Here is a 13566-nt window from a genome sequence, read left to right on the forward strand (position 1 = left end):
CCTCATCATATGTAGTAATTATATTGTACAGAAATCAAAGGAATTAGAATACTGTAGTTTTATTAATTTTTGAATAAAAATAGAATGAAAATTTAAGGTTATACTAGAATTATAAAAAACGATGGGACGAAAGTGTTCTCATTTGACGTTTTTGATATAGCATGATATAGTGAAAACACTATTGAGCTACATAATGTGGTACGGAAATAAAGCACGTTGTATTAAAGGCTGTAAGCTTGTTATACATTCATGTCCTTTATATCCACCTTTTCATGTGGATTCATAGTTTCATTTTTATTTAGGAGGTACATGACATGCAAACAGGTAAAGTTAAATGGTTTAACGGCGAAAAAGGTTTTGGCTTCATCGAAGTTGAAGGCGGAGAAGACGTATTCGTACATTTCTCAGCTATTCAAGGCGACGGCTTCAAAACTTTAGAAGAAGGTCAAGAAGTTTCTTTCGAAATCGTTGATGGAAACCGCGGACCACAAGCAGCTAACGTTACAAAAAACTAATTAGCTAGCGAAAAAAAGCATTCCGAATTTCGGAATGCTTTTTTTATGCTTTAGAACCAGACTCATCTGAAGATAATTCACCTTTAAAGGTGCGTTCTTCAAAGTCATCAAGCAATTGTTCATATTCTTCATGTTCTTCTGTTGCGAAAACTTGTGGGTTTTTTCCATACATATCTGTTCCAATAAAGTTTTCGAAATCCTCTACATACCCAACATTTTCTTCACTATTTACGTACATGCCATTATAGTTTTTTGAATCTTGTCTTTCTAAATCGGATGGTGTTTCTGATGTTCCGTAATTTGCGACGTCTTGCCAAGCATCTTCAGCATCGTACTCTACAGAATGATCTTCGTCGTGCTTATGAAACGAAGGATCTAGCACCTCTTCTTCAACTGGGCGCGTCTGCATATCTAATTTATTTGTAGTGTGCTGAATACACGTTGTAGCAGTTGGCATTGCTTCTAATCTTTCAAATGGAATTTCCTCACCAGACACTTCGCAAATTCCGTACGTACCAGCTTCAATTTTTTGCAGAGCATGTTTCGTATCTTCTAACTGTTTATGCCAAAATTCGATGAGTCCGAAATCTTTCTCACGTTCGTACAATTCTGTAGCCATATCACCTGGATGGTTGTCATAGCTAGACAATTCTCCTACTGAATCACGTTCAGATGCACGGTTTTCATCTTCATGATTTTGTATCGTTTGTTCAACTTCTTGCTGTTGTTTTTCTAGAATAGATTTAAATTGATTTATTTGTTGTGGAGTTAACATAGTCGTCCACCTTCCTACAATTCAGTTTCTTTACATAGTATGAGCGTTGAGAGTAGGAATTATGAGGTGAATTTCAGCCGGGAAGTCGGTATATGAAAAAAGGAGCCGCATAAGCAGCTCCTTTCTATAGGAAGTATCCAAGCAATAATCCGATTCCCATTAGGAGACCGAAAATTGTATTTGTTTTTGCTGTTGAAATCATCGCAGGTACCATTTCCATTGGAATGCTTTTGCCGATAAAGCCTTTCGTCGCTTTAAATGCTTTCGGTACACTTAAGAATACGATAAGCATCCATGGTGATACGATGTTAACGATGATTAAAGCGATTGTCCAAATGTAGGCAACGATAAACATAGAAGCAAGTACACCAACTGCTCTTTCGCGTCCAACGAGAATTGCTAACGTTTTACGACCATTTTCTTTATCACCATCTAAATCACGAATATTGTTAGATAGTAAAATTGCACCAATTAAAATGGAGCTTGGAATAGATAATAAAATCACTTCTGATGTTACTGCGCCTGTTTGGATAAAGAATGAAATACCAATAATAATGACACCCATAAATAATCCTGCTGTTAGCTCTCCAAATGGTGTGTACGCAATTGGAATAGGGCCACCAGTGTAAAGGTAAGCAACGGCCATACAAACAAGACCGATTGCAGCAAGCCACCAGCTAGAGTTCATACAAATATAAACACCTAATAGCGTTGCGATGCCTAAAAATCCGAATGCTAAGTTAAGAACGGTTTTTGGTTTAATGCCATCGCGGACGATAGCACCGCCTATTCCAACTGAACCTTCATGATCGAGTCCTCTTTTATAATCAAAGTATTCATTAAACATGTTCGTTGCTGCTTGAATGAGAAGGCAAGCAAGAAGCATCATAAAGAAAAGAGGAAGATGTATTTGATTTATACCTCCGACCCGCATTGCAAAAGCTGTTCCGATGAAAACAGGAACGAAAGCTGCTGTTAATGTATGGGGACGTAATAAACTCCACCAAATTCGCCAGCCTGTTTGTTTACTTGGCTTTGGCGCCGTAGGAGAGGAATTCGTTTCGACGTTCATTTCCATGTTGAATCCTCCTTGGTCACATATTGTACACAATTAAGTGTAGAAAAAGCATCATTTAGTGTCAACGTTTATTTTCTAGGAAGAGAAGGTGAATTTCTCAGAAATGCTAAACGTTGACAGGCCTTTCCTTTGAGGTGTATCTTAAAATCAAGCGTAATTATGACTATTTTTCGCCCATAGGGGGGAGACAATTGTGATTCAAACGAAACGAAAAGGCTTACAAGAAGTTCTTGTTACAGCTATTAAGCGTGCGACTGATGAAAAAACATTAGTTAGTTTTGTAAAACAAATAGATTGGGTGGATCCACTTCTGTTTTATGCAGCAGGAAAAAGGATCGCATTCGAAAATAGATGTTATTTTGCAGACCCAGCTCAGCATGTAATATTTGCTGGAATTGGCTCTGTTTTCACTATAGCAAATTCTTCTCACAAACGCTTTCAAACTGCTCGTGACGAGTGGGATAAAGTAAAAGAGAAAGCATTCGTACAAAGAGAAGGATACGAATTTGGAACAGGTCCTCTTTTATTTGGTGGATTTTCATTTGACCAAGAAAAAGAAAAAACGAATCTTTGGAAAGAATTTGATGATACCACATTTTCACTACCAGCATTTTTATTAACTGTAAAAAATGAAAAGGCGTGGTTAACGATTAATCAGTTCGTTTCAGCTGAAGATTGTGCAGAAACTCTTTATAACGAAATTATTTCTGTAGAAGAGAGAATTTTACAAGAGAGTAAATGTGCACTAGAAGGGTCAAAATTAACAGTTACTTCTAAAGTAGAAGTTGATCCGAAGGGCTGGATGAATGCGATTGGAAAAGTGCAGCATGAAATGAAGCAAGGGAACGTGCAGAAGGTTGTATTAGCAAGGGAGCTAAAATTAACGATGGATCAGCATATTGATTCCGTTCTTGTTTTAGAAGCGCTTCGCATTGGGCAACCGGATTGTTACGTATTTTCTTTTGATTATAAAGGAGCATGCTTCTTAGGGGCGACACCTGAGCGATTGATTCGAAAAGAAGGCGAGAAGTTTACATCGATGTGCCTTGCTGGTTCAATTGGTCATGGCAATTCTATAGAAGAAAGTAAACAAAATGGTGAGACGCTTCTTCATGATGAAAAGAATTTGGCTGAACACGGTTATGTAGTTAACATGATTCGAGGTGTGCTAAGTGAGCATTGCGAATCTGTTAATATTCCGGAGAGCCCAGGCTTATTAACGACGAAAAATTTAATCCATTTATATACGCCAGTAGAAGCAAAAGGTGATGCAAGTCTTTTAACGATGGTAGAAGAATTACATCCAACACCAGCTCTTGGTGGTACACCTCGTCATGAGGCGTTGAAATTAATCCGTGATGTAGAGCTTTTAGATAGAGGGTTATATGGTGCACCAATTGGCTTTATAGATGATGAAGGAAATGGTGAATTTGCGGTTGCACTTCGCTGTGGATTATTAAATGGCGAGAAGGCATCCTTATTTGCCGGCTGTGGTATCGTAATTGATTCAGTAGCTCAGCTTGAATATGAAGAAACAAGTTTGAAGTTTAGACCGATGCTTGGTGCTTTGGAGGAATTAATGAAATGAACAATCATATAGAAGCATTATCATACTATTTAGGCGCATTCGTGGACGAACTGACGCGTCTAAATGTATGTGATGTTGTCATTAGTCCTGGGTCACGGTCAACGCCGATTGCCTTACTAATGGAACAACATGACGGAATGAAAACATATTTACATGTAGACGAAAGATCAGCAGGATTTTTTGCGCTCGGTATTGCGAAAGCAAAAAAACGTCCTGTTGCACTATTATGTACGTCAGGGACGGCAGCAGCGAACTATTATCCAGCTGTATGTGAAGCGTTTCATTCACGAGTGCCGCTTATCGTATTAACAGCGGATAGACCGCATGAATTAAGAGATGTGGGTGCACCACAGGCGATGAATCAATTTAATTTATACGGTACTTTTGTGAAGCAATTTACAGAGATGGCACTTCCTGAAGCGAGTGAAGCAATGTATCATTACGCCCGTATGACGACGCAGCGTACGATAGCAAGCGCACTTCTAGCGCCGCAAGGACCTGTTCATCTTAATTTTCCAGTTCGCGAGCCGCTTATACCGGATTTCTCATTAGAAAGTTTATGGGATAAAGGGCGTGGTGAATATACAGGAGTAGTTCAGCAAGGGAACGTGACGATGCCGAGTGAATATGTAGATTCTCTTGTAGGGCGCCTTTCACATATGGAAAAGGGGCTTATTATTTGTGGAGACGGCAGTCATCCAGAAATAACAGAAGTTGTTATGAAAGTAGCTGAGAAAACAGGGTATCCAATTTTAGCAGATCCACTTTCTAACCTCCGTAGTGGTAATCATGATAAAACGATGGTTATAGATTGTTACGATACATTTTTACGAAATGAATTGTTAAAAGAAACGTGGAAGCCGAATGTTTTAATTCGTTTCGGAGGAATGCCTGTCTCTAAAGCATTAACGCAGTTCATCAAAAAACAAACGAAAGCTGTTCATATCGTTGTCGATGAATCTGGACAATGGAGAGATCCAGCTCTAGTTGCGACAGAAGTTGTACAAGCTAGTGACAGTGAATTTTGCAGAGCATTACTAGAGAAAATGCCAGTTATGAAAAAGAATGATTGGTTCGGAATGTGGAAACAAATAAACGAGAAAACGAGAGAAACGCTTCGTGAGATGGAAACATATGAAACGGCATTTGAAGGAAAAGTAATTACGGATATTGTAAGTGTATTACCAGAAGGGGCAACGTTATTTGCGAGTAATAGTATGCCAATTCGCGATACCGATTCATTTTTCTTCACATCGGATAAAAACATTCAAGTAATGGCGAACCGCGGTGTAAATGGTATTGATGGAATCATTTCAACAGCTTTAGGAGCGAGTATTATTTGTGATCCGCTCGTATTAGTAATCGGTGATTTATCATTTTATCACGATTTAAACGGACTATTAGCCGCGAAACTACATGAGTTAAATATAACGATTGTTGTTGTAAATAATGATGGTGGAGGTATTTTCTCATTCTTACCACAATACGAGAAAAAGGAACATTTCGAATCATTATTTGGAACACCAATTGGGCTTGACTATGAACATGTTGTCAAAATGTATGGTGGTTCATTTAGCCGTGTAAATGGTTGGGAAAACTTCCGAGAAGAAGTACAAACTGGAACGAAAACGAATGGATTACACGTCGTGGAAATTTGTACGAATCGCGAAGAAAACTTGAAATTACATCGTGAACTATGGGCAAAAACAATGGACGTTATTACTACATCTTTGCAAGGTGAATCAAAATGAAAGTAACATTGCAAGGTGTATCGTATGAATATGAAGTAGCCGGAAGCGGGGAACCACTTCTACTTCTTCATGGTTTTACGGGAAGCATGGAAACGTGGGGTTCCTTTATTCCTTCTTGGAGCGAGCAGTTTCAAGTCATTCTAGTAGACATTGTTGGACACGGGAAAACGGAAAGTCCTGAAGATGTGATGCATTATGATATTCAAAATGTGGCACTGCAAATGAAAGAACTACTGGATCATCTTCATATTGAAAATGCGCACATACTTGGCTATTCAATGGGTGGTAGACTTGCGATTACGATGGCATGCTTATATCCAGAATATGTGCGTTCGCTTCTTTTAGAAAACTGTACAGCTGGACTTGAGAGTGCAAAGGAGCGAAAAGAACGCAAGGAAAAAGATGAACGACTTGCCGATAAAATTGAGCAAGAAGGCATCCGAAGTTTTGTATCGATGTGGGAAAATATTCCGCTATTTGAAACGCAAAAACGTTTAGTGCAAAACGTAAAAGAAGCGGTGCGAAAAGAACGACTTGCTAATAATCCAAAAGGACTTGCAAATAGTCTTCGTGGCATGGGAACAGGGGCTCAACCTTCATGGTGGAACGAATTGCAAAACCTAAAAATGCCTGTCCTTTTACTGAATGGAGAAAGCGATGAAAAGTTCTTTCGCCTATTAAAAAACATCGAAAAATGCATCCCTCATGCGAAATTTGTCAAAATTGATGGGGCTGGCCATGCAATTCATGTGGAACAACCGGAAAAGTTTGATACAATAGTAAAGGGATTTCTAAAAACTATGCAGTGATACTTTTTTCAGCAAGAAGGAAGTTGCACTTATAGCGGAGATCAGAAATATAAAAGGAGGTAATAGTAATGACTATTGAATGGGTAAAAGAAGGCAATTACGAAGATATTATTTATTCAACATACAATGGCATCGCAAAGATTTCGATTAACCGCCCTGAAGTACATAATGCATTCCGTCCTAAAACGGTAATGGAGTTAATCAATGCTTTTGCACACGCTCGTGATGATGCAAATGTTGGCGTTATCATTTTAACAGGTGAAGGTGGACGTGCATTCTGTTCTGGCGGCGACCAAAAAGTTCGCGGTCATGGTGGCTATGTAGGTGACGACCAAATCCCACGTTTAAACGTATTAGACTTACAACGTCTAATTCGCGCAATCCCTAAACCGGTTATCGCAATGGTAGCAGGTTATGCAATCGGTGGTGGACACGTACTTCATATCGTATGTGACTTAACAATCGCTGCAGACAACGCTGTATTCGGGCAAACAGGTCCTAAAGTAGGAAGCTTTGACGGTGGATACGGAGCTGGTTATTTAGCTCGTATGGTAGGCCATAAGAAAGCTCGTGAAATTTGGTACCTATGCCGTCAATATAGTGCACAAGAAGCACTTGATATGGGCTTAGTAAACACAGTAGTACCATTAGAAGAACTTGAAGCAGAAACAGTACAATGGTCACAAGAAATTTTAGCAAACAGCCCAATGGCACTTCGTTTCCTAAAAGCTGCATTCAACGCAGACACAGACGGTTTAGCTGGTATTCAACAACTAGCTGGAGACGCAACGTTATTGTACTACACAACTGACGAAGCAAAAGAAGGCCGCGACGCGTTCAAAGAAAAACGCACTCCGGACTTCGGTCAATTCCCTCGTTTCCCGTGATCAAACCAAAAGCGGAAGCGGCTCGCTTAGAATGTGAGGGGGATGGAGCTTCTGACAGAGAGGCGCTTTTTGCCTCGTAGGAAGAAGTGAAGCCACCGAACATTCTAGCGGCTGTAGCTGGATGAAACCAAAAGCGGAAGCAGCTCGTTCAGAACAAGAGGGCGTTGGAACTCCTGAAAAAGAGGCGCTTTTTGCCTCACAGGAAGGCGTGAAACGACCGACTGTTCTAGCGGCTGTAGCTGGATGTTTTAAAAGCGGAGCCGACTGTTTAGCCACGTAGGCTAAGGTTCTTTCGCACAGAAAGTGTTTTTTACTTTCTCGTGCGGAAGGTTCTTAGACGGAAGGGGCTAGGAGGCGCAGCTGGATGTGATGAAAAGCGGAAGCAGCTCGCACACAATGTGAGACGCAACCAAAAGATCACACCGGAAACAAAACAACTAAGAGACTTGATGTCATATCAGGTCTCTTTCTTTCATGAAAGGAGAATGAGTGATGGAGACGATGCCGAATTGGTTAATGCAACGTGCATTTTTAACACCTGATCGCACTGCAATTGAAATTGAAGAGGAGAAGGTTACTTTCGTGCAGCTGCATGAAAAAGTAGTATCTGTTTGTGAATACCTCACGCATGTAGGAGTGAAGCGGGCGCAAAAGGTGGCTGTTCTGATGAAAAATGGTATGGAGATGATTACAGTTATTCACGCCCTATCTTACATAGGTGCAGTAGCTGTGCTTTTAAATACGCGTCTTTCAAGAGAAGAGCTACTTTGGCAAATGGATGATGCGGAAGTTGTTTGTTTAGTGACGGATCAAGAGTTTGAGACGGAAAATGTTCCAGTATGTTCATTTGCTGAAGTGATGCAAGGACCGAAGGCGGAAGCATTTATACAAGAAGAATTCTCTTTAGAAGAAGCGATGACAATTATTTATACGTCAGGGACGACAGGGAAACCGAAAGGCGTTGTTTTAACGTACGGTAACCACTGGGCAAGTGCAGTCGGTTCTTCGCTTAATTTAGGGCTTCGTGATGATGATTGTTGGTTAGCTTGTATGCCAATGTTCCACGTTGGCGGGTTATCTCTTTTAATGAAAAATATTATGTACGGTATGCGTATTTTACTCGTTCCAAAATATGATGCTAATTTTATTCATAAAGCACTTCAAACGAGAGGCGTTACGATTATTTCTGTCGTTTCTAAAATGCTAACAGATTTATTAGAACGACTTGGCGAAGGTACATATCCATCTTCTTTACGATGCATGTTACTTGGGGGAGGACCAGCACCGAAGCCGTTATTAGAAACATGTGTGGAAAAAGGAATTCCTGTGTATCAAACGTACGGTATGACAGAAACATCATCGCAAATTTGTACGTTAACAGCAGATTATATGTTAACGAAAGTAGGATCAGCCGGAAAACCACTATTTCAGTGTCAGCTTCGTATTGAAAAAGACGGCGTAGTTGTGCCGCCCCGTGCTGAAGGAGAAATTGTAGTAAAAGGACCGAACGTAACAGGTGGCTACTTTAACCGTGAAGATGCGACGCATGAGGCGATCAGAAATGGATGGCTTCATACTGGTGACCTCGGTTATTTAGATGAGGAAGGATTTTTATACGTATTAGATCGACGCAGTGATTTAATTATTTCTGGCGGAGAAAATATATATCCAGCTCAAATTGAAGAAGTATTGCTCTCTCATCCGGCGGTAGTAGAAGCGGGGGTTGTCGGTATGGCTGACGAAAGTTGGGGACAAGTACCAGCTGCTTTTGTTGTAAAAAGTGGAGACGTAACAGAAGAAGAAATTCTTCGTTTTTGCGAAGAGAAATTAGCGAAATATAAAGTGCCGAAGAAAGCATGTTTCTTAGAGGAATTACCACGAAATGCTTCGAAGAAATTGTTAAGACGAGAGTTAAGACAATTAGTGGAGGAGATGTAGGTGGAAATAAAAAAAGCGACACTTTATATAACGGAAATGCCGCTCATTATCCCGTTTGCGGCAAGTTACGGGACTTATGAAAAGCGTGAAAGTATCGTCATTGAATTAGAAGATACAGATGGATACATTGGTTTTGGTGAAGTCGTTGCATTTTCTGAACCGTGGTATACGGAAGAAACGGTGAAGACAGCGCTGCATGTACTTCAGGATTTTTTATTACCGGATTTATTGAAAGCTGAAATCTCTCATCCGAATGAAGTACCGTCTTTGTTCCAACATATAAAGAGAAACCGAATGGCAAAGGCCGGAATTGAAGGTGCTGTTTGGGATTTATATGCGAATCGTCAAAAGCAGTCGTTAGCGATATTGCTTGGCGGAAATAGGTCTGAAATTGAAGTCGGCGTTGTGATTGGGATCAATACGATTCCGGTTATGCTAAAACAAATCGAGAAGTACGCGGAAGAAGGATACGAGCGCTTTAAAGTGAAAATAAAGCCAGAACATGATTACGAATTACTGAAAGAAATTCGTAAAGAGTTTCCGAATATCCCGTTAATGGCTGATGCAAATTCAGCTTATACATTAGCGGATACGGAGAAGTTGAAACGACTAGATGAATTCCAACTTATGATGATTGAACAACCGTTAGCGGATTATGATTTTCTTGATCATGCACAGTTGCAAAAGAAAATTGAAACACCGATTTGTTTAGATGAAAGCATCCATAGTTTAGAAGACGCACGTGTTGCGATTACGCTTGGCAGTTGCCGCGTCGTTAATATTAAACCAGGGCGAGTGGGCGGATTAACAGAGTCCGTTCAAATCCATAATTATTGTATGGAGCATAACATACCAGTTTGGTGCGGTGGCATGGTAGAAATGGGGATTTCACGAGCTCAAAATGTTGCACTCGCTTCATTGCCAAACTTTACGATTCCTGGAGATATATCTGCTTCTAGTAGACATTGGGAGAGGGATATTATTTCACCGGAAGTGATGCTTGAAGGCGGAAAAGTAAGGGTACCGCAAAGTATTGAACGTGAGTATGAAGTAGATCGAGGCAGGTTGGAAGAAATAACAAAGCAGCGGATTATTTTTGAGCGATGAACGGGAGCTTTTATTAGTACTGACTACCTGCAAATAGCGGGATGATTTTGTCGTTAATTTTCGGTAAGTCGATATATTTAAAAAATCGCCGATATAATTTCATTTATCAAGGTTACTCTTACGGGTAGCCTTTTCTTAGTGTACAAATTGGATAGACTAGTTTAAAATCGAGCGTATGAAAACAGAATAAAGTAGGGGGACTAAAATGAAGCGCATTTCAATTTTAATAGCTGATGATGAAGCGGAAATTGCTGATTTAATTGAGATACATTTAGAAAAAGAGGGTTACCACGTCGTTAAAGCAGCTGATGGAGAAGAAGCCATGCATATTATTCAAACTCAGCCAATTGACTTAGTGGTTTTAGATATTATGATGCCGAAAATGGATGGATATGAAGTGACGAGGCAGATTCGCCGCAAGCACCACATGCCAATCATTTTCTTAAGTGCGAAAACATCTGATTTTGATAAAGTGACAGGTCTTGTATTAGGTGCAGATGATTATATGACAAAGCCTTTCACACCGATTGAATTAGTCGCACGTGTAAATGCACAATTACGCCGATTTCTTACGTTAAATCAGCCGAAAGTAGCGGAGAATAAATCTGCTTTAGAAATAGGCGGAGTCGCTATTGATCCTGAGCGAAGAACAGTAAATGTGTACGGAGAGCCAATTGAATTAACACCAAAAGAATTTGATATTTTATATGTATTAGCAAGTCATCCGAAGAAAGTGTACAGTGTGGAAAATATTTTTCAGCAAGTATGGGCTGAAGGGTATTACGAAAGTGGAAATACAGTTATGGTACATATCCGTACTTTGCGAAAAAAGCTTGGGGAAGATAAAAGAAAGGATAAGTTAATAAAAACAGTGTGGGGGGTAGGTTATACTTTCAATGGCTAAAACGATGAGAAGCTTTCGCTCGAAGATGATTATGCTATTTGCGTTAAGTATGATATTAGCTGGTGGCGTAACGTATTTAATTTATGAGGGGCTACGTCTCTATTATAAATTAGCAGTTCGTTATGAGGATCCTTTAGCCCAATTTCGTTCAATGGTAAGACAAATTGGGGACATTAATTTCTTTTTAATTGTATTTATTCCTCTGTCCATTATGTTTTTCTTCTTTCTTACTAGACCGTATTTAAAATATTTTGATGAGATTTCGAACGGGATTCATCATCTTGCGAACGGAGATTTTTCAAATCAAGTTCGTGTTTCATCAAATGATGAGTTTGGATATATCGCACGCGAAATTAATGTAGCAAGTGAAAAATTAAAAGAAGCGGTTGAACGAGGAGACTTTGCGGAAAGTAGTAAAGATCAGCTCATTGTCAACTTAGCTCATGATTTAAGAACGCCGCTAACATCTGTTTTAGGGTATTTAGATTTAATTCTTAAAGATGAGAATTTGACGAAGGAACAAATTAAACATTTTTCCACAATTGCTTTTACGAAATCCGAAAGGCTTGAAATCTTAATTGATGAATTATTTGAAATAACGAGAATGAATTATGGCATGTTGCAAATTGAAAAAAGACCAATTGATATAAGTGAATTACTTATACAGTTAGATGAAGAATTATATCCGTTATTAGAAAAAAAAGGTTTAGAAGCGAGATTGAATATGGATTCGCATTTACCTATTAACGGTGACGGGAAATTGTTAGCTCGAGTATTTGAAAATCTTTTAACGAATGCGATTCGCTATGGATACGATGGAAAGTTTGTTGATGTGAACGGATATATTGATCATGAAGAGGTAGTTGTACAAATTATTAATTACGGAGATAGCATTCCAGAAGAGGATTTACCATATTTATTTGATATGTTTTATACAGGTGATAAGGCGAGGTCAGAGCAACAGGGCGGAACAGGCCTTGGGCTATTTATCGCAAAAAATATTATCGAACAGCATGATGGGACAATCTCTGCTGAAAGTAACGTAATTAGAACGATATTTGAAGTGAGATTACCAAAAGAAGAGAGCAAAGCAATTTAATAAAAATTTAAACTTTACCCCACTTTTTATTTTAATAGTTTTTTCTATTCTATACGTAAGTTACGTTAAGGAGGAACTAGAAATGAAAAAGTGGGTATTTATTTCTCTTTTTATAGTATGTACAGCATGTGTAGGCTTTTATATATTACCAGTATTTCAAAAGGAGATCGATGTTAAAATTGCAGAAAAAGATAACAAAGTAAAAGCCGCGAACACTGAAAAGATAGAGGTTACAGAGGAACAAATTTATAAAGGTGATCTATTATTAGTTAATAAAGATTACCCGGTTAAAAAAGATAGTGTTAGGTCCGATATTATAAATGTAAATCACAATAGTGAATTAGTAAGAGGCTATGTAATATTTGATAGAAATCTTCGCTTATCAAAGGGTGTTGTAAAAAAGTTTTTGAACGTTGTCGATGCAGCTGGGAAAGATGGAGTACAGCATTTCTTAATGAGTAGCGGTTACCGAGATTTTCAAGAACAAAGTAAATTATATAAAGAAATGGGATCTGATTATGCACTTCCAGCAGGATATAGTGAACATAATTTAGGGTTATCACTCGACGTTGGGTCTACTCAAAAGAAAATGGAGAAAGCTCCTGAAGGAAAATGGATTGAAGAGAACGTATGGAAGCACGGATTTGTTTTACGTTATCCGAAAAATAAAAGTGATATTACGGGCATTCAATATGAGCCGTGGCACATACGTTATGTCGGCTTACCACATAGCGCAATTATGCAAAAAAAGAAGATTACGTTAGAGGAATATTTGGACTTCTTAAAAGAGGAAAAAGAAGTTTCAACTGAGGTTGAAGGTAAGAAATATACGGTTTCTTATTATAAAGTTTCAGATCGTATGAACGTGAATGTTCCAGTAAATAAGCAATATGAAATTTCGGGGAACAATATGGACGGGGTTATTGTGACTGTTCAAGAATAGAGAAAAAGGCTGGTCCGTTTTGGGTCAGTCTTTTGGCATATAAGAAATAGATTGCCGTTTTTTGTCGGTAAATCGATATTCCTTGTCGAATCATTGATATAATTTCCTGTACTATCAACATTTTGTGGATTGTTTTTTTATTTACCATTAAACATTATAACGTTATATTTAC

The 13566-nt window shown here is 38.8% G+C and carries 13 protein-coding genes; 11 read left to right on the forward strand and 2 right to left on the reverse strand.

Going from position 1 to position 13566, the window contains the following annotated elements; translation table 11 throughout:
• The first annotated feature begins 314 nt into the window (after positions 1-314).
• The gene (gene cspD, locus ABH959_RS22225) at positions 315-515 is read left to right on the forward strand and encodes a cold-shock protein CspD (protein ID WP_001193051.1); all 201 of its coding nucleotides are present in this window, start codon (positions 315-317) and stop codon (positions 513-515) included.
• Positions 516-558: 43 nt separating this feature from the next.
• Here the strand turns inward: cspD and ABH959_RS22230 are convergent, their stop codons facing one another.
• Positions 559-1290 carry a yteA family sporulation protein gene (locus ABH959_RS22230; protein ID WP_404493162.1) on the reverse strand — a complete coding sequence of 244 codons (732 nt, stop codon included), beginning with the start codon at positions 1288-1290 and terminating at the stop codon, positions 559-561.
• 124 nt (positions 1291-1414) lie between these two features.
• Complete coding sequence (locus tag ABH959_RS22235; protein ID WP_404493164.1) at positions 1415-2368, reverse strand: 1,4-dihydroxy-2-naphthoate polyprenyltransferase; 954 nt, start codon at positions 2366-2368, stop codon at positions 1415-1417.
• Between the two features lie 193 nt (positions 2369-2561).
• Between ABH959_RS22235 and ABH959_RS22240 the strand changes: the two genes are divergently transcribed.
• The 10 genes from ABH959_RS22240 to ABH959_RS22285 all read left to right on the forward strand — a co-directional run bounded on the left by ABH959_RS22240 (position 2562) and on the right by ABH959_RS22285 (position 13394).
• The gene (locus ABH959_RS22240; RefSeq protein WP_404493165.1) at positions 2562-3956 is read left to right on the forward strand and encodes an isochorismate synthase; all 1395 of its coding nucleotides are present in this window, start codon (positions 2562-2564) and stop codon (positions 3954-3956) included.
• Positions 3953-5707: a 2-succinyl-5-enolpyruvyl-6-hydroxy-3-cyclohexene-1-carboxylic-acid synthase gene (menD, locus tag ABH959_RS22245; RefSeq protein WP_404457755.1), complete on the forward strand. Its 1755-nt coding sequence runs from the start codon at positions 3953-3955 to the stop codon at positions 5705-5707. The genes ABH959_RS22240 and menD overlap by 4 nt, the downstream gene beginning before the upstream one ends.
• Positions 5704-6516, forward strand: a complete 813-nt coding sequence (menH, locus tag ABH959_RS22250) for a 2-succinyl-6-hydroxy-2,4-cyclohexadiene-1-carboxylate synthase (protein WP_002129651.1) — start codon at positions 5704-5706, stop codon at positions 6514-6516. Before menD ends, menH begins: the two co-directional genes overlap by 4 nt.
• Before the next feature lie 68 nt (positions 6517-6584).
• A complete protein-coding gene (gene menB, locus ABH959_RS22255) occupies positions 6585-7403 on the forward strand; it encodes a 1,4-dihydroxy-2-naphthoyl-CoA synthase (protein ID WP_002089233.1) in 819 nt (272 codons plus the stop codon).
• Between the two features lie 121 nt (positions 7404-7524).
• Positions 7525-7683 carry a hypothetical protein gene (locus ABH959_RS22260; RefSeq protein WP_404493166.1) on the forward strand — a complete coding sequence of 53 codons (159 nt, stop codon included), beginning with the start codon at positions 7525-7527 and terminating at the stop codon, positions 7681-7683.
• 212 nt (positions 7684-7895) lie between these two features.
• A complete protein-coding gene (locus tag ABH959_RS22265; RefSeq protein WP_113938200.1) occupies positions 7896-9341 on the forward strand; it encodes an o-succinylbenzoate--CoA ligase in 1446 nt (481 codons plus the stop codon).
• Positions 9342-10448: an o-succinylbenzoate synthase gene (menC, locus tag ABH959_RS22270; RefSeq protein ID WP_002129645.1), complete on the forward strand. Its 1107-nt coding sequence runs from the start codon at positions 9342-9344 to the stop codon at positions 10446-10448.
• A gap of 205 nt (positions 10449-10653) precedes the next feature.
• Positions 10654-11352, forward strand: a complete 699-nt coding sequence (locus ABH959_RS22275; RefSeq protein WP_113938199.1) for a response regulator transcription factor — start codon at positions 10654-10656, stop codon at positions 11350-11352.
• Positions 11345-12451, forward strand: a complete 1107-nt coding sequence (locus ABH959_RS22280) for a HAMP domain-containing sensor histidine kinase (protein WP_002164874.1) — start codon at positions 11345-11347, stop codon at positions 12449-12451. Before ABH959_RS22275 ends, ABH959_RS22280 begins: the two co-directional genes overlap by 8 nt.
• 82 nt (positions 12452-12533) lie before the next feature.
• Positions 12534-13394: a M15 family metallopeptidase gene (locus ABH959_RS22285; RefSeq protein WP_113938198.1), complete on the forward strand. Its 861-nt coding sequence runs from the start codon at positions 12534-12536 to the stop codon at positions 13392-13394.
• Positions 13395-13566: the final 172 nt, after the last annotated feature.

The sequence above is a fragment of the Bacillus sp. RC51 genome, from assembly GCF_044908115.1.
GTDB classification, from domain to species: Bacteria; Bacillota; Bacilli; order Bacillales; family Bacillaceae_G; genus Bacillus_A; species Bacillus_A mycoides.